Raw genomic sequence first — 26,263 nt, forward strand, 5'->3', positions numbered from 1 at the left:
ACGCAGGGCCGGACAGCAGAAGGGGGGCCGAAGGGACTCGAACCCCTAACCTTCTGATCCGTAGGCAGACGGAGCGCCGATTGTGCGTCACACGGGCTTCGCGACCACGGTGCCAACCCGAACGGGGAGAGCACAAGGGCTCGCGCTCACCCAAGCGCGTGGTGGGATCGGCAGGCGCCCCGTCCAGGTAGCGGGTGTGGTCGACGGTATTGCCATTGCCCTTGGTCAGCCTCGACAACTCACCACGGCCGGTATACCTGAGAGTGGCGGTCTTCCGTGCGCTGTTCTCGTTGTAGGTGTAGGCGGTGTTGTTCTTGACAGACCCGGACTTGCTTTCGGTGACCGTCTGGACCTGGTTGAGGTCGGTGTAGGCGACCGAGTAGGTGTCGACGCGGGCACTGGGTGACGAGTCGGTGATGGTCTTGAGGTTGCCGTTCGGGTCGTACCGGTAGGCGTAGTCGATCTTCTCGTTGTCCGCCTCGCCGGTGTTGTTCCGGACCAGCTTCACGGCGTCGGCGACGACCGCGCCCCCGGCCTGGTCGGACAGGGACACCTTGTGGCTGTTGCCCTCGGTGAAGCTGTACGAGCCGAGGGTCACCCAGGTGCCGGCGTTGGCGGTCTGGTTGACCGTCCGCACCGTGTCGCCACCGCCGTGGTTGACCGTGTACTTGGCGTCGGTGGCGGCGCCGGACACGCTCGGGTAGCGGGCGAACGCCTCGTACGTGCCGGCCTAGGGCACGTTGAGCTGCCAGTTGAACGTGTTCGCGCCGGTCCCCGCCGGGCGGGTGACGTAGATGTATCCATGCTTGTTCGCCGCCGCGTTCGCGGCGGTCCAGGTGCCGGTGGTGGAGCTGTGCCGTGCCTCCTGTTGGTGTCCTGGGGTCGGGGTGGCTCAGCATGCCCTCGTGCGGTCCTCCTACATGGATGGGCGTCCCACGGGCAGCGGTTTGTCTACGTATGTGGATGGCCTGGATCTCCGTCCACGTATGCGTACGCCAGGTTAAAGGGAGGACAAATATTGACGATTCGACATGCGTTTAGTTAACTAGCCTGCAACCTTGTCGCCACCCTTGACCCGCACTGCCGCCACGGCGGCTGCGACAACACCCGGAGATCCTGGTGCCCCGTTCCCCCGTACGCTGGGTCGCGCCTCTAGTAGGCGCGGCCGTAACCCTGGCCGCAACGCCGGCCGATCGCGCTCGCTGGGGGCTGCTCCCCAGTCCCCCTCGGTGACCGACATGGCCGCCGAGGCGGCGTTTGCACTCGACTTGTCCTCGGGCAACCACCGGGCTCCCCTGACCGGGCTCTACGACTGGCGCCGCGCCGGATACCGAGGCTGCGCCGCGCTGCCGGGCAACGACCAGCTCAACCCCGGCGCCGCCTGCCAGGTCACCTCCGCCGAACTCGCCGACATCTTCGAAGTACATCCTGGTCATGGTCTCGACGACTCCGCCGGCAGGCGGCCATCGACACGATTCGGTCGGAGCCCCCAACTGCCGTGCTGACCACGAAATTTGTCAAAACCTCCAGGTGGAGCAGCGGCTACGGCGCCGACTACGTCATCACCAACCACGGCAGCACAAGGACAACCAGCTCGGTCCTCGAGTTCGACCTGCCCAGCGGCACCACGATCACCAAATGGTGGAGTGGTGCCACGCGCAGCCAGAACGGGCAGCGCTACCGGTTCACCAACGCCAGCTACAACGGCGACATCGCACCCGGCGCCACCGAAGACCTCGGCTTCAACACATCCGGCACCGGCACCCCCCTCACCTGCACCATGAACGGAAGGCCCCGCTGATGCCCCGCCCACGTACCGGCAGAGCCGTTGCCACGATCGGCCTCGTCGCCGCCCTCTGTACTACGGCCCTCGTCTTCGCGCCCGCTGCCAACGCCTCCGCGCCCGACCTGACCGCCCGCTTCCTCAGGACCTCCACCTGGAGCAGCGGCTACGGCGCCGACTACCTCATCACGAACCACGGCGACACCGCCAGCACCAGCTGGACCCTCGAATTCGATCTGCCCAGCGGCACCACCATCACCAACTCGTGGAGCTCCGTTCGCACCCAGAGCGGACAGCACTACCGGTTCACCAACGCCAGCTACAACGGCGACATCGCACCCGGCGCCACCGAAGACTTCGGCTTCAACGCATCCGGTACCGGCACCCCCCTCAACTGCACCATCAACGCAAGGCCCTGCGACGGCGCTGCCACGACTCCGCCGCCTACCACCACACCACCCACCACCACACCACCCACCACCACACCACCGACCGCTGCACCGCCCACGACACCACCACCGACGACACCGCCCCCCAGCGGTTCCGTCGTCGACGTCGCCACCTCCGCGCAGCTACAGGCCGCTCTCGCCGCCGCACAGCCCGGCCAAACCATTCGGCTCGCGTCCGGCACCTACCGCGGGGCGTTCCTCACCCAGCGGGCCGGCACCGCCGCCGCCCGGATCACACTTATCGGTCCCCGCGACGCGGTCCTCATCAACGACGGCCCGTCCGGCACCGCCCCGTCCTGCCCGGCGCCAACCGCCGGCTGGGACTCCGGCTACGGCCTCTGGTTGTTCAACGCGCCGTACTGGAACCTCACCGGCTTCACGGTGGCCCAGTCGAAGAAGGGCATGGTGCTGGACAACTCTCACCACGTCACCATCGACGGGGTGTACGTGCACCACACCGACGAGGAAGCAGTGCACTTCCGTCGTTCCTCCGCGGACGGCATCATCCGCAACTCCACGATCACCGACACCGGCCTCGTGCAGGCCGGCTATGGCGAGGCCGTCTACATCGGCTCCTCCAATTCGAACTTCGGCTGCCACGGCAACTCGGGCGGGATGGACCGCTCGGACCGGGTGCAGGTGCTGAACAACAACATCGGCCCCAACGTCGCCGCCGAGCACGTGGACGTCAAGGAGGGCACCGCGGGCGGCGTCATCCGAGGCAACCGGTTCAACGGCCAGGGCATGTCAGGATCCAACTCCGCCGACTCGTGGGTCGACGCCAAGGGCAACGGCTACCTCATCGAAGACAACACCGGCACCTTCCAGTCGCCAGGCACCTTCGCCAACGGTTACGAGACGCACAACCTGATCGACGGCTACGGCTGCGGCAACATCTGGCGCACAAACACGTCAAATCTCGGCGGCGTCGGCAAGTACGCCATCTACATCACTTCGACGTCGAAATGCTCCACGAACCCCAACGTCGTGTATTCCTCCAACACCGTCACCAACGCGGCGAATGGGCTGACCAACATTCCCACCACTGCATAAACGTGAGCCCTTCTGCGGGTCCAACCGGCGACAGCACCACCCTCCGGTTGGACCGCACGAGAGCCACCGCACAAAGCCAAGGGCACTGATGATCCGGGCCCCAAGCGCAAGCGACCGGGTCTGGACGATCCGCGCCGACCCGCTCCTCACCGAGGACGACATCCGCCCCGTCGCGGGAGCGCGTCCGTAACCTCAGTAGGAATACCCCCCACAGCGGCCTCGCCGACCTCCGACACACTGTCACCCGCGTCTTGCCGGCAGCCGCATGACTCGCGGGGTCAACAACCAGGGTGGCAGCTGGACCGGGTGTTCCGGCAGCGACAGCGGCACCCTCGGTGACGGGGCCGGGGACAACCGCACCATGACGGACTGCACGGCATCGGCAAACCTCGGCAGCTACAACGACAGGGCCGAGGACATCCACGGCTGATGCCTTGAGTTGACCAGCACGGCCTCGACTGTCGGGTGGGTGGCGTCTCCACGACGCCACCCACCCGACCTGCGTCATCGGGGCATGGGCGCGTACTCGGCGACCAGGTACGACCGGTAGGAGATCACTGCGGGAGTCGTCACGTTCAACTTCCCCGCCGTCGTGGTCAGCATCTCCTCGTATCCCCACAGCGCGCCGGAGCGCGGGTCGACGATCACCGTGTACTGGGCAGGCAAACCGTGCGCGCTCGACGTGATCGAGAACGCCTCCCCGACACGGCCGGCCCGGTCCGTGACGGGGCCGGTCACCGTGATGCCCGGCAGGTCGGCCAGCAGGCTGAGCACCGCCGCCCGCTGTGCCGGGTTCAGCAGCCGCACGCCAGCGAGTTCGGCGACATCCTCCAGATACTGCACTGGCGCTTCGTGCGTGGACGCACCGGCGGTCAGCCACCGGCGCAGCGTGGCCGCGTCCGTAGGCACCGCACCTGAGAAGCGGCTGGAGAATCCGCCGGCCCCGAAGTCCCGCGTCTCCTGCGATGAGTCGACCCGGCCGCCCCGCCGCTGCCACTCCCGCCGGTCGGCGTCCGACCGGAACGTCGGGGGCAGGTCCTTCTTGACCATACGGCCGGCGTCGTCGTCACCCCGCCAAGAGCGCCACTGCTGCGGAACGACAGCCGACGTCGTCCGACCGCCCGAAATCGACGAGTTCAGAAACCAGTTCGCCGACTCCAGGTGCTCCACCGTGCCCGCCGGCCGATCGAGCGCCGGCTGCGCCGCCGCCACCGCCGCCAGACGCCGCAACCTGGGGCCAGCCGCCTCCGTGCTCGCCGGCGCCCCGTAGATGAGAACCGCAGGGGTGGCCGCGTACGCGGGCTGTGGCTGTCGAAGCGTCTCCACTGCCACCCCGCCGGCAGCCACCGCCAGGACCGCCGCCGCGGCAGCCACCCACACGACGCGGCGACGGGACGTTGCCCACCTGGCCGCACCATCCGACCGGTCGGAGGCGAGGATGCGGGTCAGGTCCCGCGCGCGCCGCTGCTCATCGGCAGGCTGGATACCCTGCGCTGGATCCAGATCGCTCAACATCTGACGCACGTCCTTGACGGCGTTCATCGCTATCCACCCCAACTCGACATCGACGGAACTGTTCGCGGTGCCTGCCCTGTGCCGTCGCCGACCGCTTCCAGGTGCGCCCGAAGCCGCCGCCGGGCCCGCATCAGCCGCATCGCGTACGTCGCCCGCGACTGCCCGAGGACGACCGCGGCCTCGGCAACAGTCAACCGCTCCCAGGCCACCAGCCGCAGAACCTCCTGATCGGCATCGGCTAGGCGGCCGAAAGCGACCACGATGTCGCGCTGGCTGGCTACCTCGTCCGCGTGATCCACCATCACCGACAGGTCCGGCTCCGCCGTGACCCGCAACGTCAACGCCCGCCACCGTCGGCGGCCCCTGGCCTCATTCGCCAGCACCAGCCGAGCCACCCCGTACAACCACGGCAACGCCGACCCGGACGGAACACCACCCAGACGTCGCCACGCCACCAGGAAGACCTCGGCCACCACATCACCGACGACCCGCCGAGCCACGTACCGCCACACGTCCCCGTGATGACGTTCGTACAACTCGGTGAACTGCTTCTCCGCGACGTCCATGGCACCTCCTACCGTGCTTATGTCCACCACGACCTCCACCATCACAACCAGCAACGAGGGAATCACCCAAATCGCCCCCCGGGTTCCCTCGGTGCTCGCAGGGTGAGCCACCCCCGCTTTCATGGAGCTTCTTGACCATGGTCTGATGGCCGTGGGGGAGGAAGTCGTTCGTGGCAGCACCGAAGAAGTACCCCGATGAGCTTCGTCAGCGCGCTGTGCGTTTGTATCGCGAGTCGGACCCGAAGCCGGTGATCCGGCGTCTGGCCGAGCAGCTTGGTGTGCATCACGAGGCGCTCAGGAACTGGATCCGCCAGGCCGAGGCAGACGCCGACGAGCGTCACGACCGGCCGACCAGCGAGATGGCGGAGGAGAACCGGCGGCTGCGTAGGGAGGTCGCCGAGTTGCGGCGGGCGAACGAGATCCTGAAAGCGGCGAGTGCGTATTTCGCGGCGGAGCTCGACCCGACCCGGCGACGGTCATGAGGTTCATCCATGAACACCGTGACCAGTTCGCGGTCGCGCTCCTGCTACGGGTCCTCAACATCGGCGCGTCGACCTACTACGCCTGGGTGAAGCAGGCCGAGCAGCCCTGCGACCGTGGCGTGGTCGACCTGGGTCTGATCTCCAACATTCACGAGATCTGGGAGACCTCCGGGCGCACCTACGGCGCGGACCGGGTCCACCGGCAGCTACGCCGCGACGGCATCCGCGTCGGCCGTAAGCTACCTCAGCCCGAACGAATACCAGACCGCCTGGCACAGCCAGACGGAACCAGCCGAACCACCTATCGCCACCCCTGCGCCAGCCGGCAGCAGGTAACCACCGCTCCATCAAAGCGGGGGGAACTCACCACTGACTGACCGCTGCATCCCGGCGCGCAGCGCGTGCTTTGCGGCAAATGCGGATGCCCGGGAAGGGGGCGTTGAGCAACACGACCATGGTGTCCGGACCGCTCCAGATCAGGTCAGCTCGCGAGAGAGTCGAGCCAGTTCGCACGCAGTCGCAGTGCGCGCTCGGCGCTGCCCGCGACCGCTGCGAGACCGGCGGCGAAGTTCACCGCGAGCGGGACGCGCACGGGAAGATCGAACGTCCCCAGGGAATCCGCCCCCGGCGGAATGTGCGAGATCGTCTCGACGAGTTGTGGCACGGCCACGCAGATCCCGATGAGCACGAGCAGCGTCGAGACGACGCCGACGAGGCGGCTCAGTCTCGGGCGGGTGCGGTCAAGGTGGGCGCGTCGACCCTCGGCGGAAGCGGGATGGGGTGTCAACTGTGATTCGGTGTCATCGGCCCGCACGTAGTGGCAGCGACCCAGTCCGTAGGTGGTGACGGCGACCTCGATGTGACCGCCTGGCACGGGGAAGCGGGCCGGCATCGTGGAGAGCGAATGGAGCGCACCGTCGAGGTGGAGCCGCGCGCGTACCGCGCCGTCGTCGCGAGCAGGTCGGCACCGGGAATCGGGCGCGCGAGTACTGGCGCGCGATCCACGAGACGTACATCGCGTCCGGCCCGACGGATAACGAGGTCGCGGCATACCGTTCGCTGGAGCGGCTGGGCCTGCACCGCATCGAGCGATGGCTGGCCGCCCTCGCCGACGAAGGCGCGGTCCCGGCGGACGACGTCGAGCGACGCGCCTGGTTCCTGACCACCGTCGTCAACGGCCTGTTCACCGAGCGCGCACTCCCGACCGACGCCCTGCGACTCGAGGTCGAGACCGACACGCTCCGCATGGTCGTCGACGCCGTCACGACCGGCAGCATCGGGGCCGAGCGGTCTGAGCTCTGACGCGCCCCACTCATCGTCGTGACGACCCCGTCACCGAGGGGCCGGGCCCAGGACGACGCGCCGCCGTCGGTCGAAAGTTGCCTGGATCGGTGTCCCACGCCGCAGGCCAGGCTCCTGCTCGGCCGCAGGCATCGGCCTGGACGGCGCGCGCCCGTCACGCCTACCGCAGAGGCCCGCTCCTCGGATCCTCAACCTCACAGTCGCGTGAGGCGGCTGGCAATGTCAGCGGGAAGACCCCTCGTATCGCTGTGCGTCGTCAATACCATTCGGAGTGATTCGGCGTGCGTGACGACGCCGAGAATCCGCTCGTCGCGGACCTGTGTCGTCATCGTCGGTCCCCAGATCGCGACCGCGGACGACGTGCCGGACTCGGACGTCCCCAGATTGGTGATCTCCAGGTCGGCGGTGGTGGCCGCGAGCATCGCCGCCTCTGCCTCCGCTGCGCCGGCGGGGTTGAGCGAAGCCAGCATCAGCGCCGCCTCGCGGGCGGCGTCCCGTGCTGCCCGCAGTTGCGCCGTCGCGTCCTGCGCAAGCGACCAGAGCGTGCTGCGCGCAGGTGCATTCAGCACCACGGTCGTCGCCGTGAAGCGGTTCACGACGTCGTCCTCGAGACCCAGCGCCGAGCGGAGGTCGATGGGAACGTTGATGCGGATGCTCTCACCCCCGGTGAGCGCGGAGAATGCCTGGGCGGCAGCGGCGCAGAGTGCGCCCTGAACGGTTGACCCGTTGGCCCGGGCGGTGGAACGAAGGTGTTCGGTCGTCGCAGGGTCGAGCTCGGCGCTCTCGACGTTGGGTGCGGTGGCGTCGAACGGACGAATCGTGGCGACGGCCGGCGCCGGGCCCGGGGCCTGACCGGCCGGCCGTTCCTCCTGGGGCAGGCGCGCGAGGAGGCTCTCCTGGTCGATGGGCGCCGGCCGGGCCGAAAGCGTCTGCCCGTCGAGGATCGCGAGGAGGTCGTGTGCCGCGCGGAGCGCGCCCCGACCGTCGGTGATCTGGTGGGAGAACGTCAGGAGGACGACGGTTCCCTGATCACCGGATGCGTCGCTCACGAGCGTCGCGCGCGCCAGCGGACTCCCGGTGGCATCAACGGGACGCGTCTGCTCCTGCGCTGCCGCCTCACGCCAGTCGCACGCGCGGACCTGTCGGACCGGGATGGGCTCGGTCGACGCCTGGAAGGTCGGGCGTTCGCCGCTGCGATCGATGCCGACGGCGAGCAGCGGATGTGTCTGCTGCAGGTGCGCGAGCGCGCGGTCCAGCTGCTGCGCCGAGACGGGCGAGACGAGTTCGATGGCGAGTGAGAACTGTACGGGGTTGCGGCTGATGTAGAGGTCGATGATGTGCTCGAACGCCCCCAGCGGGCGCACGACCGGATGTGCTTGCGAGTGGGGCATGCTGTCCTCTGCGTCGATGTGTCGATCGGTTGGGCCGCTTCGGTGCTCAGAGTGCTCGGCCCCGGTGCGGTCACGCGTGACACGTCCGACAAAGTCACGGGAACTTCTCGGAATCGAGTCGTCCGACAAGCTGCGTCTTGGGATAAGACACCCGGCCGTAGCGGCACACTCAAGCCCACGTGATGCTCGTCTCGGAAGCCGGCGGCCCGGTCGCTGCCGCGCCGGTTCGTCCAGGCGCCCCGGTATAGGTTCGGTGGGTGGATTTGGTCGCCGCCTGCCGGGCCTTCGTCGCGGTCAGCGGCCACGGCAGCTTCACCTCCGGGGCTGCCGCCGCAGGCATCCCCCAGTCGGTCGCCAGCCGCCGCATCGCAGCCCTGGAGGAGCACTTCGGGGCGCGGCTTCTCGACCGATCGTCCCGCGCGGTGCGGCTGACGTCGTTCGGGCAGGACATGCTGCCGTCGGCTCGGCGCCTGGTCGACCTCGCCGACGCCATGGGCGACGACGCAGAGCGGGCCCGGTTGCGTCCGCTGCGGGTCGCCGTACCCGATATCTGCCCGCCGCGTCGCCTCGCCGAATTGCTGGTCGCGGCACGGCGGCAGCAAATCCACCTGGAGGTACGGCCGGCCGGCCCGGCCGAGCGTGAACGGCTCTGTCAGACCCTGGAGGTCGGTGCCGGGATCGCGGCGGTTCCGGAGGCGACGGCGTCCTGGCGGGTGCCGCTCGGGCTGGCCGCCCGGACCCCGTTTCCGGCGCCGACGGTGTTCCTGGAGACGCTGCGCAGCGGCCGGGCCCGCACGCAGGCCCGGCGGCGGATCCTGATCCAACCCGAGGACGACGTCGCGCACCTGCGGGACCCACTGACCCGGGCCGGCCAGTCGGCCGGCCTGGCACCGGCCCAGGTGACGGTCGCGCCGTCCCTGGTGGACGCGGCGGCAGCGGCCCTCGGCTCCCCCGACCTGCTGCTCTGCTCACGTCAACAGGCCGAGGATTTCGACCTGCACTGGCGACCCGTCACCGGCCCACGGCTCCTGCGCGGTTACGACGTCGTCGCCGGCGTACGCGAGGATCTCGATCAGCTCCGCACGGGGTTGTACGCAGACATCGCACGATGCCTGGGCGCGCCCGACGGCCACTCGGGACCGACCGAGGGTTCCCCACCCGGCACCCCTACGACCGGAGATCCGACGTGAGCGCCACCGCAGTGGTGCGTGACGCGCGTGGTCTGCTTGACGAGGCGGGGCTGCACGGGGCCTTCCTGGTCCGCAACCTCGACAGCGGCGAGGAGATCGGCTTCGACACGGAGATCTCGTACCCGGTGGCCTCGCTGGTGAAGGTGCCGTTGGCGGTCGCGGTGCTGGAACGGATCGCGCGCGGGGAACTCGATTCGGCGGCGCCGGTCGACGTCTCGCCCGGTCGGATCACCACACCGGGCCCGACCGGGCTGAGCCGCTTCCGCCATCCGGCACGGATCGCCGTGGACGACTTGCTCTACCTGAGCACCGCCGTCAGCGACGGGGTCGCCTCCGACGCGTTGTTCGACCTCACCCCGCCGGCCGCGGTCGCCGCCGAGTTGCAGCGACTGCGCATCGACGGCATCGCCGTGCGGCACCGGGCCGGCGAGCTTGCCGACACGCCGGCGGAACGCCTCGGCCCCGACGACGTCCACCTGGCCTATTCCCTCGCCATCGGCAGCGGAACGCCCGGCCAGGGCCACCCGGTCGCCCAGCTCGACGTCACCCGGGCCAACACCGGGTCGGCCCGGGCCTACGTCGACCTGCTGCACGCTCTCTGGCGCCCCTCGACGATCCACGAGACCACCGCCGAGCGGGTACGCGCCCTGATGGGCGCCAACCTGCATCGCCAGCGGCTCGCGCCGGATTTCACCTCCGACGCGTCCCGCTGGTCGTCCAAGACCGGCACCCTGCTGCACCTGCGCCACGAGGTAGGGGTGGTGGAGCACGCCGACGGCCAGTCGTACGCGGTCGCCGCGCTCACCGCCTCCCGGGTGCCCGCCGTCGCGCAGCCCGGCAGCGAGGCGACGATGGCCCAGGTCGCCCGGAGCCTGCACGACTACCTACGGACGGGCACCCTGCCCTGGTGGGGTTAGCCCGCGCGCACGGCCCGGGGTCGCCGCTCATACAGCCACACCAGGACCACCATGACGATGTTGACGGCCGCCAGGATCAGCAGGGACGCGTCACCGGCGTCGGTGGACCGGTCGATCGCGTAGGGCTCGCCGTCCGCCAGCACCGTGTTGGCGATCCCGAAGAGGACGTTGTTGGCGACGTGGAAGGCAACCGGTGCTTCGATGCCACGGCTGATGATCGCCATCAGGCCGGTGCAGATGCCGATGAAGGTGAAGTAACCGAAGAACCAGGGATCGCTCGACCCGTGGAGCGTGGCGAAGCCGAGGCTGGAGACGACGAGCCCGACTGCCAGAGCCGGCCGGACCGCGCGTGCCCACGACGCGGCGGCGGGCAGCACGGCGCTTCGCCACCACAGCTCCTCGCCGGCGGACTGCAGCGGCGTGGTCAGCACGGTGACCACGAGCAGGGCGATCGTCGTCCCGCTGACACCGAAGCCGGCCCAGGGCGTCGAGTCGCGCGCGACCAGGGCGGTCACACCGATCCCGGCACCCACCAGCAGCGCCGCCCCGCCAAGGTAGCTGCCCAGACGGTGGGCGTCGAAGGCGCGGGGTGAGCTGATCAGGCTGCGCCACGGCACCCTGGTGATCCTCGCCAGGAGCAGGATCGCCACGACGCCCGACGCGCCGATGCTGAGGTTGACACCCAGGGACTTCAACGGCGTCATCGTGGGGGACATCGGGTCGTCGCTGCCCTCGATGACCCCCGCGAGCTGCCAGGACAGCACCTGGAGGACCAGCATCACCAGCGGCGGCACGGCGAGCACCACGAGCGGCTTCCACCAGGCCATGCGCAGGTGAGCGCCGAACGGGCGGGAAGGGTCGACGGCAGGCGGCGCATGCTTCGGTGTCTGCGGTCGCCGGTTTCCTGCGTCAGAAGGGCTCGGGTGATCCATCGGCTTCCACGCTCCGTCGGACCGGGGGGCGTTCATCGGAGAAGTGCCTTTCGTCGAAGGGGGTGACGTCCCATTTGCACCACTCGTCGAGCCACGGATCAGTGACGCTGTGTCACTACCGCCCGTGCCATCTCCACGTATGGGCCGCGTGGGGAGCTCAGTTGATCAGCGCGGTCGGCGCCGGTGCGAAATCGATGCGTGGCTTGCCCTTCATGGCCGCCGCCAGGCTCTCGTAGACCGGCGGGTTGATGCCGTCGCGCTGCTGGTGTCGCATCTTCACGGTGGTCTGCGGCCAGTCCGGGTCGGTCAGGATGCCGGCCACGGCGTACTGCTTGGTCATCGCGACCATGGAGGCGTAGTTCTCCGCGTCGGTGGTGCCGGTCTTGCCGGCGACCGGAGCGTCCACGGCGTTCTTCACCTGCGGGGCCGTCCGGCTACCGCCGCAGCGACTGGTGGCGGAGTCGTCGCCGACCGGGCAGCGGGCGACGTCGACGGCGGCGCGGGCAACGGCGGTGCTGATTCGTTTCTCGCAGCGAGGCTCGGCGATGTCCACGGTCTTGGAGTCCGGGCTGCGGATCTCCTGCACCGGTGTCGGTGCGCACCAGGTGCCGTCTGCGGCCAGCGTCGCGTACGCATTGGCCAGTTCCAGCGGGGTCGTGTTGGAGACGCCCAAAGTGAACGCGCCCCAGTCATGGGCGGCCTCCCGGTCGCCGGCCCACCTGTCCTCCTGGTCGACCCGGAACCGGATGCCGAGCCGCTTGGCCACGTCGACCACCTTCTCCGCGCCGATCTGCTGCTGTAGCGGCACGAAGTAGGTGTTGGTCGACCGGGCGAACGCGCTCCACATGTTCAGCACACCACCGGCCTTCTTGTCGGAGTTGGTGGGGCAGTAGAGGTTGGTGCCGGGACACGCGGTGGGGCTGGCGCGGTCGATGACGTACTCCGACCGGAACCGTTGTGCGGCGTCGATGGTGTGGCTGAGCGGGACGCCCTTCTCCAGGGCGGCGACGACGGTGAAGATCTTGAAGGTCGATCCGGCCTGGTAACCGGTGATGCCATCACCGCCGGTGAGCAGCGGGTTCATCGTGTTGGGGTAGTTGCCCGGGACGCCCTTCGCCCGCTGCTTCGGGTCGCTGTGCGGCCGGTTGGTCGGCTTCCTCGGGTCGTCGGGCCGGAAAGTGCGGTTCACGGCGAGGGCACGGACACGGCCGGTGCCCGGTTCCACCGTGGCGACCATGGCCGCTTCCTCGGCGGTCTCGCTCTTGGCCCGGCGTACCGCCTGGTCCGCACCGCGCTGCGCCTGCACGTCGAGGCTGGTGGTGATCGTGTAACCACCGCTCTTGAGTCGCCGCTCCCGGTCGTAGGTGGTGGCGCCGAAGGTCTCCTGATCCATCCACCAGCGGTAGAAGTAGTCGCAGAAGAAGCCCCACTGCCGCTGGTTGGTGGCGACGCAGCCGTTCGGGGTGCGCTTGTCCTTGATCGACATCTTGGTGGCCTTGGCGGTGTCGGCCTGCGGCTGTTGCAGCGCGCCGGTCTCGACCATGTTCTGCAGGACGTAGTTCCGCCGGTCCAGCGCGCCCTTGCGGCCGCTCGGTGTGGTCGGGTTGTTGGTCGACGGGGCCTTGACCATGCCGGCGAGCATCGCCGCTTCCTCGACCGCGAGCTTGCTGGGCGGCTTGCCGAAGTAGACCTGGCTGGCGGCGAAGATGCCGTACGCGCCGTTGCCGAAGGCGGCGATGTTCAGGTAGCGCTCCAGGATCTCGTCCTTGGAGAACTCCTTGTCGACCTGCAGGGCGTAGCGCATCTCGCGTAGCTTGCGGGCGCTGGTGTCCTCGGTCGCGGCGACCACGTCGGCCGGATGGGTGGCAGAGTAGGCGATGGCGAGCCGGACGTACTGCATGGTCAGCGTCGAGGCGCCCTGCTGACCGTCGGCGCCGCGTGACTGGTTGCTGACGAAGGCCCGGACGACGCCGTTGAGGTCGACCCCGTTGTGCCGGTAGAAGTCGTGGTCCTCCGCCGCGACGATCGCCTGGCGCATGACCGGGGCGACGTCGGCGAGCTTCACGTCCCGCCGGTTCTCGTCGTACATCGTCGCCAGCGGCGTCTTCCCGTCGGAGGCGAGCAGGTAGCTGATCTGCGGCGCGCGGGCCACCGTCAGCTCCTTGGGCAGCGCGCCGAACGTCTCGACACCGGCCTTCGCCGCCAGGCCGGACATCGCCACCGCGGGGAAGGCCGCCGCCGCGACCACCACACCGGCCAGCAAACCGCAGATCAGCAGCGACGCGGCGTTGGTGAGGTAATTGTGGTCACGTTTCCACATTCAGGTCACCTCGATCAATGGGATGCGGGGCGGCAGCGGCTCGCCAGCGGCGTCGCACGCCCTGGTCAGGTCCTCGATCGCTGCCGCCCCGCGGTGTCTGACGCGTCCGGGTGGGCGCTCGGCGGCGAGTGGGTGCCCGTCAGCCGGTCACCAGTTGGTCAGCACCACCCTGGTCGCCTCGGCGATGAGTGCGTCGTCGTAGTCGGCGTCCTTCTCGTCGCGGCTGGACAGCACCGCGAGGACGATCGGGGCGCGGTTCGGCGGCCAGATCACCGCGATGTCGTTGCGGGTGCCGTACCCCCCGGACCCGGTCTTGTCCCCGACGACCCAGCCGTCGGGAACCCCGGCGCGGATCAGTGCGCCGCCGGTGGTGTTGCCCCGCAGCCAACCGTTGAGGATGTTCCGGTCCGAGGGTTCGAGGGCGTCACCGACGGTGTACGCCCGCAGGGACGTGGCCATGGCGCGCGGGGTGCTGGTGTCCCGCCGGTCGCCCGGCGTGCCCTCGTTGAGGTCGGGCTCGTAACGCGCCGGATCGGTGACCTTGTCGCCGATCTTGCGCAGCTCCTTCTGGAACCGCTGTGGTCCGCCGAGGTGACGCAACATCAGGTTGGCGGCGGTGTTGTCGCTGTAGCGCAGGGCCGCGTCCGCGATGGCCCGCAGTGTCATGCCCTCGGCGACGTGCTGCTCCGTGATCGGCGAGTAGTTCACCAGGTCGTCGGCCGAGTAGCGGACCACCCGGTCCAACTCGGCGTCGGTGGTCTCGTCGAGGATCTCGGCGGCGGCCAACGCCTTGAACGTCGAGGCGTACGCGAACCGCTCGTCGGCCCGGTACTGCACGGTCCGTCCGGTGCCGGTGTCGATGGCGTAGACCCCCAGCCGCGCGTCGAACTTCTTCTCGAGCTGGCGGAACTCCTGCTTACGGCCGGGCGCTGACGACGTGCTGGCCGCCACCGCGCCGTCCCGGGTCGGCTGTTCGGCGGCGGCGGCGGGACTGCAGGCAGCCAGCGACACCACTGCCGCCGCAGCCACCATGCGGTGTGCCGTTGTGAGAACCATGATCACTCCTTGTTGATAGGTGGACCGGGTGCCGGAGAGAGCCGGTCGGACAGAACTCGACCCTGACAGCGATCCGGTATGCGGTCGAAGACAGAATTCGCGGGATTCATGCCGATCACGCATCAACGGCGTGGCCCGGACGATCGCCGGCCGGGATCAGACCGGCGGCGGTGACCCGACTCCGAGCCGATGACCAGCGCTCTGCTCAGAGCTTGCAGCGCTGGTCTGCCGCGGGGACCTTCAGATCGATGAGGTAGGCGGCGAAGGCGGCGTTGACGCAGGGGTTGATCCCGTCCTGCGCGACGGTGTGCCGTGCACCCTCGACGGTGAGCACGTTGCCGCCGATCTCGTCGGCGAGGACCTTGCCGGCGGCGTAGGGGGTGGCCGGGTCGCCGGTGACGGAGATGATCAGGGTGTCGGGCAGGCCCTTGACGTGCTGGGCGTAGGGGATGCCGAGGCTGGGCTCGCCCGGCCAGGCTTCGCACGCATCCCGGCTGGCTCCGTCGACCTTCTCGCCGCTTGCCACGTACGGGCTGGTCCTGTTGATGTCGGCGCGCAGCCGGGCTTCCTCCTCAGGGGTGCGGCGCACCTCGTCGTTGCAGTTGATGGCGAGGTTCGCCTCGAGAAAGTTGGTCCACACGCCGGAGGCCTCCCGGCCGCCGAACAGGTCGCCCACCTTCAGGATCTGCGTTCCGTTGCCCTGCTTGAGCTGGGTGAGGCCTTTGATGAGCACGGGCCAGACCTCGGGTTGGTAGAGGCCGGCGGTGATGCCGCCGACGGCCTGGTTGAAGTTCAGTGTGCGCCCCTTGCCTGCGGGGACCGGCTTGTCGATCAGCGGCTGGACCAGCTTCTGGAAGACCGCCGTGGCCTGGGCGGGGTCGGTGCCCAGCGGGCAGTCCTTGCTGGCGGCGCAGGAGGCCGCCAGCTTCTCGAAGCTCTGCTGGAAGCCGGCCTGCTGGGTCAGCCGCCGCTGCGGGTTCTCCAAGGTGGGGTCCGTCACCCCGTCCAGCGCCAGCGCCCGGACGTTCTTGCCGAACATCTCCGCGTAGACCGCGCCGAGCCGGGTGCCGTAGCTCTGCCCCGCGAAGGTCAACTTCTCGTCGCCCAGCGCCGAGCGCAGGACGTCCAGGTCCCGGGCGGCGTTGCGGGTGCCGACCGAGGCCAGGACTTGCTTGCCGCCCGAGCCCTTCGCGCATCGCTCCGCGAGCTGCCGGGTGTCGTCCTCGCTCCACTGCCCCGACGACGCCAGCAGCGTGGTCTGGTCCTCGCCACGATCGCGCTCGGCGTCGGTGAAACAGTCGATCGCGGGCGTCGACGATCCGACCCCGCGGGGATCGAAACCGACCACGTCGAAGCGTTGCAGCAGCGGGCTCTTCGCATGCGCGGCACTGAAGCTCGTCGCCTGGGTCATGCCCGAGCCACCCGGGCCGCCCGGGTTGAGCACCAGAGACCCGATGCGCTGCCCGGGGTCACCCTGAGCGGGCAGCCGGAGCACCGCGACCTGAATGGTCTGACCCTTCGGGTCCTGGTAGTCCAGCGGCACCTTGAGCCGAGCGCACTCGAAGGGTTCGACGTAGAGCTTCTTCTGTCCGGGCGTGGTGTCGTAGCCCGCGCACGAGCCGAACGACAGCTTCTGCCCGTAGAACGCCGCCAACCGGTCATCGGACGGCTTCGGATCGGCATCCGTCGAGGCCGGGGTGCTCGTGCAGGCGGACGTTAACACGAGCACCGCCGCCGCCCCGACAGCCGCGCTGGCGCGAGCGGTGCGCCGAGTGGAAGGTGAGCTGGGCCGGTCCCCGGGAGGGCCGGAGTCGAACAAGGTCATGGGCCTCCGAAGTCGATTGGTGTGCGCAGAACGCGCCTTCGATGAGACACCCGGCCGTAACGGCACACTCAACCGTGCCCGCTGTGATCTAGTCGGCACCGTCCGGCTCCGCCTTGACTGTGCCCTTGGGGCGCAGGTTCGGATGGGATGAGCCCGTTCTATCGCGTACCGGACAAGGAGGCAAAAGTAGTGCGAATGCGTAGCGTTGCCCTAATGGGAGCACTGGGATTGGCCGGCACCATGGTCGCGGTCATTCCGGCGGTGGCCGAGGAGTCGACGGGGGGGAAGTCCGCGGCGGGGCCGACGTGGACGGCGTGCCCCGACAGCGTGGTGGTGCCGCCGACGGTGGCTGCGCCGATGCAGTGCGCGAAGGTGCCGGTGCCGTTGGACTACCGCAACCCTGACGGCACCCAGATCGAGATCATGGTGTCGCGGATCGCGAGCACGAACCCGGAGAAGCGGCGTGGCGTGCTGATGTTCAACCCGGGCGGGCCGGGCGGCACGGGGCTGGACCAGCCGGCCTTCCTGATGTCGCGAGGGCTGCCGACAAGCATCACGGACAGCTACGACCTGATCGGCATGGACACCCGGGGCGTCGGGCACTCGACGCCGGTGAGCTGCGGCTTCACCGCCGACGACGCCTACGGGGCCAACATCCCGCCGTACGCGCCCGACGACGCGGCCGTCGTCCGCCAGGCGAAGATCGCCAAGGACGTCGCCGAACGCTGTGCGGCCAACGACACCGACGGGCGGCTGCGCCATGTGAGCACCGCCAACATGGCCCGTGACCTGGACCGGATCCGCGCCGCACTCGGCGAGAAGAAGGCCAGCTTCTACGGGGCCTCCTACGGCACGGCGCTGGGCGCCACGTACACCTCGATGTTCCCGGACACCACCGACCGGATCGTGCTGGACAGCAACGTCGGCGACACCCACCTCGACCAGGCCGGACTGCGCCGATACGGGCTCGGCATGGAGCAGACGTTCCCCGACTTCGCCGAATGGGCGGCGAAGCGGCACGACTCCTACGGCCTGGGCCGCACCCCGCAGCAGGTGCGCCGGACCTACCTTACGATCGCCGAACAGCTCGACAAGAAGCCCGCTCCGGACGGCACCACCGGTGCCCAGCTGCGGCTCGCCACCTTCGCCTACCTCTACAACCAGCTGCAGTACCCGGCCCTGGCGCAGATCTGGCAGACGTACATGAGCCCCGGAAAGGCGCCGAAGGTGAAGCCGGAGGCCGCGGCGGCTCCTCACCCGAACGACAACGCCCTCACGGTGTACCTTGCCGTCACCTGCAACGACGTCCAGTGGCCCGAGGACGTGGACACCTACCGGCGGGCGGTCGCGCAGGACCGTAAGCGCTTCCCGCTGTTCGGGGCGGCCAGCGCCAACATCATCCCCTGCGCCTTCTGGAAGCACGAGCCGGCCGAGTCGCCCGTCGCGGTGAACGACAAGGGGCCGCGCAACGTGCTGATCCTGCAGAACCGGCACGACCCGGTCACCCCCCTCGCGGGTGGCAAACTTCTGCGCGAGAAGTTCGAGAAGCGCTCCCGGCTGGTAGTCGCCAACGAGAGCGGGCACGGTGTCTTCATGGTCGGCGGTAACGCCTGCGCGTTGAACGCCACCACGTCGTACCTGGTCGACGGCAAGATGCCGACCGACCGGACCTGCCGCCAGGGCTGACGTTGACCGTGCCCCTGCGGCACGGTATGCAATGGTGGGATGCGAATCAGAGGTGGTTGGAGCACGCGCGAGCTGGCAGAGATCGCCGGGACCACGCTCAAGACCGTGCGGCACTACCACCAGATCGGGCTGCTGGAGGAGCCCGAGCGGGCGGCCAACGGCTACAAGCAGTACGGGACCCGGCACCTCATCCGGCTGCTGCGGATCCGACGCATGGTGGACCTGGGCCTGCCGCTGGCCGACATCGCCGCGATGAATGATTCGGTCGAGGGCGCGGAGCAGAGGTTCCGCGCCCTCGACGCCGAGCTGGCGGCCAATATCGAGCGTCAGCAGCGGATCCGCGAGGAACTGGCCGAGGTCTTGCGGCAACCCGAGTGCGTCGACCTGCCGCCGGGCTTCGGTGACTTCGCCGACGGCCTGTCCGAGGACGCACGGGCCTTCCTGCTCGTCTGCTCGCGGGTCTTCGAGCCGTCGGTGCTGGGCACCCTGCGGGAGACGCTCGGCGCGACCCCCACCAATGCCGAGAAAGAGCTCGATACGCTGGCCGAGGACGCGAGTGAGCAGACCCGGCAGGAGCTGGCCGAGCGGCTCGCCCCCGACGTCGACCGCAGCCGGCAAAGATATCCACGGCTGTGGGAGTTTGTCGAGCGGGGCACGACGGGCCACGGGCCGCGCAACTGGATGGCCTTCCTCCGATCGGTCGTCGAGTTGCACAACCCGGCGCAGATCGACGTCCTGCAGCGCGCCAACGCCATCCTCGACCGGGTCGCACGCACCGGATGAGGCCGACCCGGCTGTCTCGGGCAGGTCAGCGCGGAGCTTCGTGAGGTCGGCCACACTCCCGCCCTGCTGGCTCGAGAGGACGTCTCATTCACGCATTTTGCCGGTTATGCGGGTTTAGCTGGGCCGCCAGGTTGGGGGGCGAGTTCAGACAGTCGTAGCATTTGATCTTGGCGACTCGGTGGGACAGGATGCCCGCTGTGCGCAAACATGTTGACCTTGGCTGATCGTGAAGAGATATCCCGTGGCCTGTTTGAATGCCTGGAGTACAAGGAGATCGCCCGGTTGATCGACCGGAACCCTTCGGTGATCTCCCGGGACGTGGCCCAGCATGGCAGTCGTGCCCAGTACCGAGCCGTGTACCGCCGACGAGTTGGCCGCGACCGACCGGCAGCGGCCGAAGGCATACGCGGTCGACCGCTCGCCACGGCTGCGGACGGTCGTCGAGGAGTTGCTCAAGGGTGGCTGGTCGCCGGCGTCGATCGCGGGCCGGTTGCCGCGCGACTACCGCGACGACCAGGCTGTACGGGTGTCACACGAAGCGATCTACCAGTGGGTCTACGCCCAGCCGGTGTCTACCCTGGCCCGGGAGTTGATCCGTTTGGGACCGGCCGCACCGTCCGCCGCTCGGGCCCGCGTCCGGCCCCGGCACCAAGGATCCGGGAGCCCCGCTACCTCGACGAGCGTCCCGCCGAGGTCGAAGACCGGCAGGTGCCGGGCCACTGGGAGGGGCGACCTGGTGATCGGCAAGGCAGGTAAGTCCGCGGTCGCGACGTTGGTCGAGCGGACGTCTCGGTTCGTAATCTTGGTCCCGTTGTCCGGCCGTGACGCGTTGACCGTGGGCGACGCGGTGATCGCCGCCGCCGGGACGTTGCCGCCGCAGGGTTGCCGGTGTACTTCGCCCGTCCGCACTCGCCGTGGCAGCGGGGCAGCAACGAGAACGCGAACCGTATCCTGCGCGAGTACTTCCCCAAAGGCGTCCCGATCACCTCCGATCCCACATAGGTAGCGATGGTGGCTTCCGAGATCAACGACCGACCCCGTAAGATCCATAACTGGAAGAAGCCCTCCGAGATTTTCGCCGAACTCGTCGAGGCAAATGCTTCCCCTGCCTGAATCTGCCCCGGTGGCAGCCCTTGTTCGGGCCTGCCGCAACGGTGTCGTCCCGCACTGACTGGCGCGGGCCGTCCGCCGAGGTTGGCTTCCTCCTGGTCAGCTCGCGAGGGCGTCGAGCCAATTCGATCGCAGTCGCAGGGCACGCTCGGCGCTGCCCACGACCGCTGCGAGAGCGGCGGCGATGTTCACCGCGAGCGGGACCTGCACGGGTAGATCGAACGTGCCGAGCGCATCCGCCACCGGCGGAGCGTGCGAGATCGTCTCGACGAGCTGTGGCAGGGCCACGCAGATCCCGACGAGCACGAGCAGAATCGAGACGACGCTGATGAGGCGGCTCAGACCCGGGCGGGTGCGATGAAGGTGGGCGCGTCGGCCCTCGGCGGAAGCGGGATGGGGCACTAACTGCACTGCGGTGCCGTCGGCCTGCACGTAGTGGCAGCGTTGCATGCCGTAGACGCTGGCGGCGACCTCAAGGTGACCGCCCGGCACGGGGAACCGAGCCGGCATCGTCGAAAGCGAAAGGAGCGCACCGTCGAGGTAGAGCCGCGCACGGACCGCACCGTCGTCGAGATCGCCCATCTGGCGGACGTCGACCGCATAGATGGATGTGGTGCCGTCCGGTGCGCGAAGCGTCAACACGCGTACGGACCTGCTCAGCAGCTGCCACCAGCGGAACTGCGGCAGCGGTTCGCCGTTGCCGGGGCGCACGCGCCGCGCCGCCAGACGATTACGCCATCGTCCGAAAGTCACCTGAGAACCTCCTGCCGTCGATCACCGCATTTACTAGTAACACGCTCGCCCATGATCGGCCCAACGCGGCCGGGACCTCACCGGTTACGACCATCGCTCACATTCACATACTGAGCCAAGCCCACAATGGGCAAAGGCTACCGAACTACCCTCTTAAGGCTCTGTCCGGGGAATCCAAGATTTACCATCCCCATCGGTGTGTTCCGGACCTTGGGCGTCCAGGGCCTCGACGTAAAAGGTGACCTCGTATTCAGTGCCCTGGCGGCTTCGGCCGGCATAGTCCACGGGTGCTAGCCCGGTCCCGCGGAGGCCAGGGGCGGCGTTGGCCGGGGGCTGGCTCGTAGGCAGCGAAGGGACGAACGAGAGAAAAGGGAAGCCACCCGCAACTCGTAGCGGCCCTGATGCCCCGACACCGACGGATGCCGGTCTTTCCACGCCTGTAGGAACGGTCCGACCATCGCCCACTGCTCATCGGTCAGATCACTCGGATACGCCAACCGTCGGGGGCGTACCTGACTCTGCACTTCAAGCCGTACCCGACACCGCAGGAGGGATTTCGGCCTGGCTTATCCAGAGTTGGCTGGTATGGCTTACTTCACAGCTAAAGGCGTCTTTCCGGATAGGGCCTCGGAGGCACCGCACCCGCCTTGACGCGGCTGGCTTATCGATGAGGCATCATCGTCGGATGCCTGAGGAGCCGGCACTTCCGCCATCACCGAACCGACTGCGTTACCAGGACGTGAGCAACGAGGCAACGCGGCTACTCGCCACCGAGGGTGAGTCACACCGCTTCGAGTTCAAGGAGAAGGCCGACGCTGTCGATGCCCGGGTGTTGGTCGCCGCCGCGAACACGGTTGTGCTCGACGAGATTCCCGAGGGTTTCGTCACCATCCTTGTCGGGGTGAGGGAGGTCGCCGATCCGACGACCGGCGTCGTCCAAGGACACGTCATCGGCCTTACGCAGATGAACGACGACAACGCCCGCCGCAACTCCCTGGACAGAGCCAGGCACCGGATTCAGAGTCGCGCCAGTGAGACATTGCCCGTTCCGGTCGGATTGCGGATCATCGAGGAGGGAATCGACACTAAGGCTCCGTTCCTTCGTCTAGAGGTTGCGCCGACGCGGGCGCCTCATTACACCCGCGACGGTCACCGGGTGACCAGATACGGCGCGTCAACCCGTGCGATCACTGATGATGAACTCGTCGAGATGTATCTCATCAGGGAGGCCGATGCGTTTCGACGTAGGTTCGGCGAGGTCGCGGCCGAGCTGACCGGCAGCGTAGAGCGGCTGGGCGCGAGCGTCGAGACGACCGCCGGCGTGATCCTCCGTTCGCTGGAGGCCATCGGGGACGTGGCCGGAAGCGCGGCCGGTGAAGCCTCGGAAGCAGCCAGTCAGTTGCAGCACATAGAAATGGATCTTCGGGCCCGGCCGACCTCGGAGGAGATTATCGAATGGCTCGAAGCGGGTGACGAGGCAGTTGCCGACAGAGTCGCGTGGCTAGCAGCGAAGTTGAGCCGGCAGATCAACTCCGCTGCGTCCAGGAAGGGAAACGCGAAACGCCGTCGGTCAATTCAACCTTGAACGTACTCAGAACGGATGCCTGCTGCCAGCAGCGCAGGTCGGCACCTGCAGCAACGCCGGAGCTGGGCAACACCCGCCCTCGCGTTTCGTGCCCGGACGACGTGTCGGGAGCGCTTCGATGCGAACTTGCCGGGATGGGGTGAGAGTCTCTGCTGGGTCACTGGCCGCGATTCGCAGAAGACTCTGGTTGCAGGGTCGCCAGCCAGGTGTGTCCGGGATGTACTTTCGTCAGCAGGCTGGACAGCGTCTCGCGTTGGGTATGAGTCAGCAGCGGGAGAACGCCGTCGAAGTCAGCCTGATCCTTCGGGCGTACATGCTTGGCCTTGAAGAGAAGTACGAGCTCGGGACTCAAGTAGGGGATCCGGTCCGGGGTGTGCCGGATGACGTCGGCGTAGGGGAGCCTGATCGTCTCGTCTCTCCGGCAGATCCACACCTTGTCCTCGTGGGGCTCACGGAAGACATCGAGCAGGTAGCGTCCTGTCGCCGGGTCGCGCAGCCACGTCTGCCATGTGGCGTTCATTGCCCGAGGCGTCGCCGATTCCCAGATCCGACCGGTGCCGACCGCATCGACGGCGAACTCGGCGAAGCGTTCGCGGATCTCCGGGAACTGCCTGGCTGGCACGCCAATTTCGATGTCGTGGTGGTCGCGGGTCTGCTCACCGCGGAACAGGTCAAGAGCCCAGCCTGCTGCGATGTACCAGGGCGCGGAGACCCCGACCAGGCGGCGCGCGACTTCCTGCGGCGTCCAGCACTGCGCCCAGCGGGCTGCGATCGATGCCTCGTCGCTGGACGATACCTCGATGCCGCCGTCGGGCAACTGCTCGCTCATCCGTCGAACCCTATCTGTGATCACCTTCCAACTCGCCGTAGGCGCTCTCTTCTAGCCGCTCCACGCAGCGAACCTCCGTGTCCCGGTAGCCGACCATCATCAGTCCGAGTTGCCGGCCCTGCGGTACCGCCAAACCTCACAGGAGGCGGATCTCGATCCACTCGCGAGTGGATCTTCGGGTGGGCTGTACCAGCATTGCGTTCCGCCCCGCTAAGGACCGCTTCAGCGCCGAACCGTACGCGCTGACGCAGCTCAGCAGACTCGACGACGCACCGTATTGACCGCAGGCCCGGCGGCCATACCGCGCATTGTCTCACCGGGTGGTATCCGGCTTAGGCGGGAACAGGTCGTCGGGGCCGCGGTAGCGCAGGCGGATGCCCCCGGCTGGAGGCAGCGACTGGGCGCGCAGGACGCCCTGCCGGTCGGGGTTGAGACCAACGGAGGCCTCGCCCAGCAGGTCGAATCCGGTGGACCAGATCTCGATCCGGCCTGCTCCGGTGTCTGTGACCCGCAGCCACGTCCCGCTCGGCGGCGCCGTGGCATGCCAGGCTACCTCCGGCACCCGCACGTCGGAACGGTCACCTTCGGCGGCTACGCCCAAAGCACCGCCACCGCCGTCGACGACGACGCCCTGACCCTCCCCGGACGATGGGTAGACCACCACACCGACCACCCCCGACCGGCATGGATATCCATCGGCTGGCGCGACCACGACGACCCGCGCCACACCGGCACCCGCACCGCCCTGCACCTGCTACACCGCCCCGGCCACACCGAGACCATCCACCACACGCCCCTGGACTGGCTGTCCTGGACGGCCTACACCGTCATCGCCGGCGGACTACACCGCGGCATCGCCGCCCTCGACGACGGCCGACGCGGCATCGGACCCCCATCCCTGACCGCCCTGCGGTCGTGGCTGCACCGATGGGAACAAGCCGGCCGGCCTGACGGACGCCGACTGGTTTCACCCCCGCCTCGATCCCCGTAACGACGAAGACCTCCCCGGCTGGGACCTGCGAGTCACCGCCGACACCAGCCGGTGACCCACCCGACCTGCCACCAACGCGTGGTGGGGTGGATACGGCCGTTCCACCCCACGGTCACACGATGAAGGACGAAACCCTGCGCGAGCCTCTGCGGCAGGTGGGGTTACTTCCCCCGGCCTGACTCTGTAGAAGTATGTCGAGTCGCGTTGCGGCGGTCCGGCTATCGAAGCGCGAGCATCGTGCAGCAACATGGGGGCCACCCGACGTGTTCGCCGCATGGGCGGTTGGGTGCGAAGGTTGTGGGTCGGTGATCGTTTCCGTTCGCTCGATAGGCGCCCGCGTCGAGATGCCGGGCACCCGCCTCACTTGGGGCACCTACCCGGATCCGCATGACCGCCGCCTGGGGTGATCGACCTTTGGACGCGGCCGTCGCCAGTGACATCGAGGCCCGGCCGACGCTCTCGGCGAGGTAGGCGACGGCCTCGGAATGCAGCGACAGAGCGTCGCGACGCCCCATCGCCGCGCCAGCCGCAGCGGGCCGCCATCACACCGGCCAACCACATCTGCTCGCCGTCGCCGCGGGCAGCGCCAGCAGGCCGCCGCCGACGGGTGGATGGCCTCGGCCTTGAAAGTCCTGCCCGTGTGCGGTTGCCGGGCAACGGTAACCTCGTAGCGGCGCGAGACCTGCCGACGCTTCCGGTGGTCCGCCGCAGGCGGCAAGGCGAAACGTGGACACGACAACTGGAGGTAGTTGGTGCCAATACTCGTCTACGAGGGAGAAGAGTCGAATCTCAAGGTGCTGGCCGACGATTTGGCCGCCCACCCTGATCTGGCCGGTGTCTGCACTGTCACGATCACTTCGGCCGATGCGTCTGGTCAGGGCGTGCTTCGTCACGGAGCTCTGGCGGAAATCGCCATCACCATCGCGTCCGGCGTCGTGACCTCCGCCGTCTACGACACAATCCGCCTGCTGGCCGACCGTGCCCGCGATCGTGGCAAGGTGGTCGAGAAGACCGACCGGCCAGACGACGAACAGGACAGGTAGCGCCCAGCATTGAGCCGTCTCCGGTCGCCCTTCGGGGCGGAGCTGAACCTGCGGAGTCAGCTGCTTTTCCTAGACTCCCCACCCGGGCAGCCTCAGGACCTCGTGACAGCCGCTCTGTCCTGGCATTACCGCTACCTGCACGAGAGCAGCCACTGGGCGCGATACCACGGATCCTCCGTCGGAGTGCTGCTGACATTGCTGCGGCGCACCCGTGACTCACTCGCCACATATCTGCTGAGCCAACTGAGTCCGGCGGAGCAGGCCGCGGCTGCGGTGGCCCGTGCGGGCGGCCAGCCTCTGCTCTCGCTCCAGGGCGGTGCCCTCGCCGGGACGGACCTTGATTCGCTCAGCCAGGACTGGATCGACCTGCTGTCCACGTACCAAATGCTGATCGATCCTGGCCCATCCGTCGTGGAAATAATGACGCTAGAGGGCATGGCTCGCGCGCTCACCGTCACCTGGCAACAGTCCGCCGGCGAAGGAATGTTTCCCGGCACCGTGCCGGACGTGATCGTGACCGGGCGGAGGAGGTGTGTCGAGGTCGACGGTGCTCTATTAACCACACGTCTCCTGTTCGAATGCGCCGCGGTCCTCGACGAACTCTACCCTCAGGCGCTGGGTGCCCTGCGACCCTTCACTGATCCGTCGCTGATGCGGATGCTCGGTCACACGCTGAGCGGCGAGTACGGCATTCCTTACCGA

Annotated in this window: 22 protein-coding genes and 4 pseudogenes; 14 read left to right on the top strand and 12 right to left on the bottom strand. The window is 68.4% G+C overall.

The features are described 5' to 3' along the window. Nucleotides 1-505 precede the first annotated feature (505 nt). Nucleotides 506-718, bottom strand: a pseudogene (locus tag LPU43_RS29060) (golvesin C-terminal-like domain-containing protein); the annotation flags it as partial. A gap of 511 nt (nt 719-1,229) precedes the next feature. On the opposite strand from LPU43_RS29060, the gene LPU43_RS26560 reads away from it, so the two are divergent. From LPU43_RS26560 to LPU43_RS26570, 3 genes are read left to right on the top strand one after another with little or no spacing between them, the layout of a single operon-like run. Next, nucleotides 1,230-1,505 carry a hypothetical protein gene (locus LPU43_RS26560; RefSeq protein WP_229403276.1) on the top strand — a complete coding sequence of 92 codons (276 nt, stop codon included), beginning with the start codon at nt 1,230-1,232 and terminating at the stop codon, nt 1,503-1,505. Further along, entirely contained in the window at nt 1,499-1,801 is a 303-nt protein-coding gene (locus LPU43_RS26565) for a cellulose binding domain-containing protein (RefSeq protein ID WP_229403277.1), read from the top strand. The genes LPU43_RS26560 and LPU43_RS26565 overlap by 7 nt, the downstream gene beginning before the upstream one ends. Continuing rightward, a complete protein-coding gene (locus LPU43_RS26570; RefSeq protein ID WP_229403278.1) occupies nt 1,801-3,285 on the top strand; it encodes a cellulose binding domain-containing protein in 1,485 nt (494 codons plus the stop codon). The genes LPU43_RS26565 and LPU43_RS26570 overlap by 1 nt, the downstream gene beginning before the upstream one ends. A gap of 504 nt (nt 3,286-3,789) precedes the next feature. Here the strand turns inward: LPU43_RS26570 and LPU43_RS26575 are convergent. Continuing rightward, nucleotides 3,790-4,827, bottom strand: coding sequence for a CU044_5270 family protein (locus tag LPU43_RS26575; RefSeq protein WP_229403279.1), 1,038 nt, complete (start codon nt 4,825-4,827; stop codon nt 3,790-3,792). Between the two features lie 2 nt (nt 4,828-4,829). Further along, complete coding sequence (locus LPU43_RS26580) at nt 4,830-5,366, bottom strand: RNA polymerase sigma factor (RefSeq protein ID WP_229403280.1); 537 nt, start codon at nt 5,364-5,366, stop codon at nt 4,830-4,832. Between the two features lie 170 nt (nt 5,367-5,536). Here LPU43_RS26580 and LPU43_RS26585 point away from each other — a divergent pair. Together LPU43_RS26585 and LPU43_RS26590 are read left to right on the top strand one after the other, a co-directional pair. Further along, nucleotides 5,537-5,836, top strand: a pseudogene (locus LPU43_RS26585) (transposase); the annotation flags it as partial. 8 nt (nt 5,837-5,844) lie between these two features. Beyond that, nucleotides 5,845-6,225, top strand: a complete 381-nt coding sequence (locus LPU43_RS26590) for an IS3 family transposase (RefSeq protein WP_229403281.1) — start codon at nt 5,845-5,847, stop codon at nt 6,223-6,225. 104 nt (nt 6,226-6,329) lie between these two features. Here LPU43_RS26590 and LPU43_RS26595 read toward each other — a convergent pair whose 3' ends face one another. Together LPU43_RS26595 and LPU43_RS26600 are read right to left on the bottom strand one after the other, a co-directional pair. Continuing rightward, nucleotides 6,330-6,740: a hypothetical protein gene (locus LPU43_RS26595; protein WP_229403282.1), complete on the bottom strand. Its 411-nt coding sequence runs from the start codon at nt 6,738-6,740 to the stop codon at nt 6,330-6,332. Nucleotides 6,741-7,344: 604 nt separating this feature from the next. Beyond that, nucleotides 7,345-8,514 (bottom strand): phthiocerol/phthiodiolone dimycocerosyl transferase family protein, encoded by a 1,170-nt coding sequence (locus LPU43_RS26600; RefSeq protein WP_229403283.1) that lies wholly within the window; start codon nt 8,512-8,514, stop codon nt 7,345-7,347. A 284-nt stretch (nt 8,515-8,798) separates the two neighbouring features. On the opposite strand from LPU43_RS26600, the gene LPU43_RS26605 reads away from it, so the two are divergent. After that, nucleotides 8,799-9,731 (top strand): LysR family transcriptional regulator, encoded by a 933-nt coding sequence (locus tag LPU43_RS26605; protein WP_229403284.1) that lies wholly within the window; start codon nt 8,799-8,801, stop codon nt 9,729-9,731. Beyond that, nucleotides 9,728-10,648 carry a serine hydrolase gene (locus LPU43_RS26610; protein WP_229403285.1) on the top strand — a complete coding sequence of 307 codons (921 nt, stop codon included), beginning with the start codon at nt 9,728-9,730 and terminating at the stop codon, nt 10,646-10,648. The genes LPU43_RS26605 and LPU43_RS26610 overlap by 4 nt, the downstream gene beginning before the upstream one ends. Here the strand turns inward: LPU43_RS26610 and LPU43_RS26615 are convergent. The 4 genes and pseudogenes from LPU43_RS26615 to LPU43_RS26630 all read right to left on the bottom strand — a co-directional run bounded on the left by LPU43_RS26615 (nt 10,645) and on the right by LPU43_RS26630 (nt 16,610). Beyond that, nucleotides 10,645-11,580, bottom strand: a complete 936-nt coding sequence (locus LPU43_RS26615) for a CPBP family intramembrane glutamic endopeptidase (protein WP_229403286.1) — start codon at nt 11,578-11,580, stop codon at nt 10,645-10,647. The genes LPU43_RS26610 and LPU43_RS26615 overlap by 4 nt on opposite strands. A gap of 181 nt (nt 11,581-11,761) precedes the next feature. After that, a pseudogene (locus LPU43_RS26620) lies at nt 11,762-13,900 on the bottom strand (transglycosylase domain-containing protein); the annotation flags it as partial. Nucleotides 13,901-14,047: 147 nt separating this feature from the next. After that, on the bottom strand, nt 14,048-14,956 hold the full coding sequence (gene bla, locus LPU43_RS26625; RefSeq protein ID WP_229403288.1) for a class A beta-lactamase: 909 nt from the start codon (nt 14,954-14,956) through the stop codon (nt 14,048-14,050). A gap of 205 nt (nt 14,957-15,161) precedes the next feature. Continuing rightward, entirely contained in the window at nt 15,162-16,610 is a 1,449-nt protein-coding gene (locus tag LPU43_RS26630; RefSeq protein WP_229403289.1) for an alpha/beta fold hydrolase, read from the bottom strand. Between the two features lie 384 nt (nt 16,611-16,994). Here LPU43_RS26630 and LPU43_RS26635 point away from each other — a divergent pair, with 384 nt between their 5' ends. From LPU43_RS26635 to LPU43_RS29015, 4 genes and pseudogenes are all read left to right on the top strand, one after another. Beyond that, nucleotides 16,995-18,467, top strand: a complete 1,473-nt coding sequence (locus LPU43_RS26635; protein WP_229403290.1) for an alpha/beta hydrolase — start codon at nt 16,995-16,997, stop codon at nt 18,465-18,467. Nucleotides 18,468-18,506: 39 nt separating this feature from the next. Beyond that, nucleotides 18,507-19,250 carry a MerR family transcriptional regulator gene (locus LPU43_RS26640; RefSeq protein ID WP_229403291.1) on the top strand — a complete coding sequence of 248 codons (744 nt, stop codon included), beginning with the start codon at nt 18,507-18,509 and terminating at the stop codon, nt 19,248-19,250. Nucleotides 19,251-19,457: 207 nt separating this feature from the next. Then, nucleotides 19,458-19,565, top strand: a pseudogene (locus tag LPU43_RS29010) (helix-turn-helix domain-containing protein); the annotation flags it as partial. A 13-nt stretch (nt 19,566-19,578) separates the two neighbouring features. Continuing rightward, on the top strand, nt 19,579-20,256 hold the full coding sequence (locus tag LPU43_RS29015) for an IS30 family transposase (protein ID WP_373321830.1): 678 nt from the start codon (nt 19,579-19,581) through the stop codon (nt 20,254-20,256). A gap of 203 nt (nt 20,257-20,459) precedes the next feature. Here the strand turns inward: LPU43_RS29015 and LPU43_RS26645 are convergent, their stop codons facing one another. After that, entirely contained in the window at nt 20,460-21,113 is a 654-nt protein-coding gene (locus LPU43_RS26645; protein WP_229403292.1) for a hypothetical protein, read from the bottom strand. A gap of 685 nt (nt 21,114-21,798) precedes the next feature. Between LPU43_RS26645 and LPU43_RS26650 the strand changes: the two genes are divergently transcribed. Then, nucleotides 21,799-22,698: an AlbA family DNA-binding domain-containing protein gene (locus LPU43_RS26650; protein ID WP_229403293.1), complete on the top strand. Its 900-nt coding sequence runs from the start codon at nt 21,799-21,801 to the stop codon at nt 22,696-22,698. A 157-nt stretch (nt 22,699-22,855) separates the two neighbouring features. On the opposite strand, the gene LPU43_RS26655 is transcribed toward LPU43_RS26650, so the two are convergent. Further along, nucleotides 22,856-23,527 carry a nucleotidyltransferase domain-containing protein gene (locus LPU43_RS26655; protein WP_229403294.1) on the bottom strand — a complete coding sequence of 224 codons (672 nt, stop codon included), beginning with the start codon at nt 23,525-23,527 and terminating at the stop codon, nt 22,856-22,858. A gap of 313 nt (nt 23,528-23,840) precedes the next feature. Next, a complete protein-coding gene (locus tag LPU43_RS26660; RefSeq protein WP_229403295.1) occupies nt 23,841-24,191 on the bottom strand; it encodes a hypothetical protein in 351 nt (116 codons plus the stop codon). Nucleotides 24,192-25,270: 1,079 nt separating this feature from the next. On the opposite strand from LPU43_RS26660, the gene LPU43_RS26665 reads away from it, so the two are divergent. Beyond that, nucleotides 25,271-25,561 carry a hypothetical protein gene (locus LPU43_RS26665; RefSeq protein ID WP_229403296.1) on the top strand — a complete coding sequence of 97 codons (291 nt, stop codon included), beginning with the start codon at nt 25,271-25,273 and terminating at the stop codon, nt 25,559-25,561. Between the two features lie 183 nt (nt 25,562-25,744). Further along, a partial coding sequence (locus tag LPU43_RS26670; RefSeq protein ID WP_229403297.1) for a hypothetical protein occupies nt 25,745-26,263 on the top strand: 519 nt, incomplete at its 3' end.

The sequence above is a fragment of the Micromonospora okii genome, from assembly GCF_020884795.1.
Taxonomy (GTDB): Bacteria; Actinomycetota; Actinomycetes; order Mycobacteriales; family Micromonosporaceae; genus Micromonospora; species Micromonospora okii.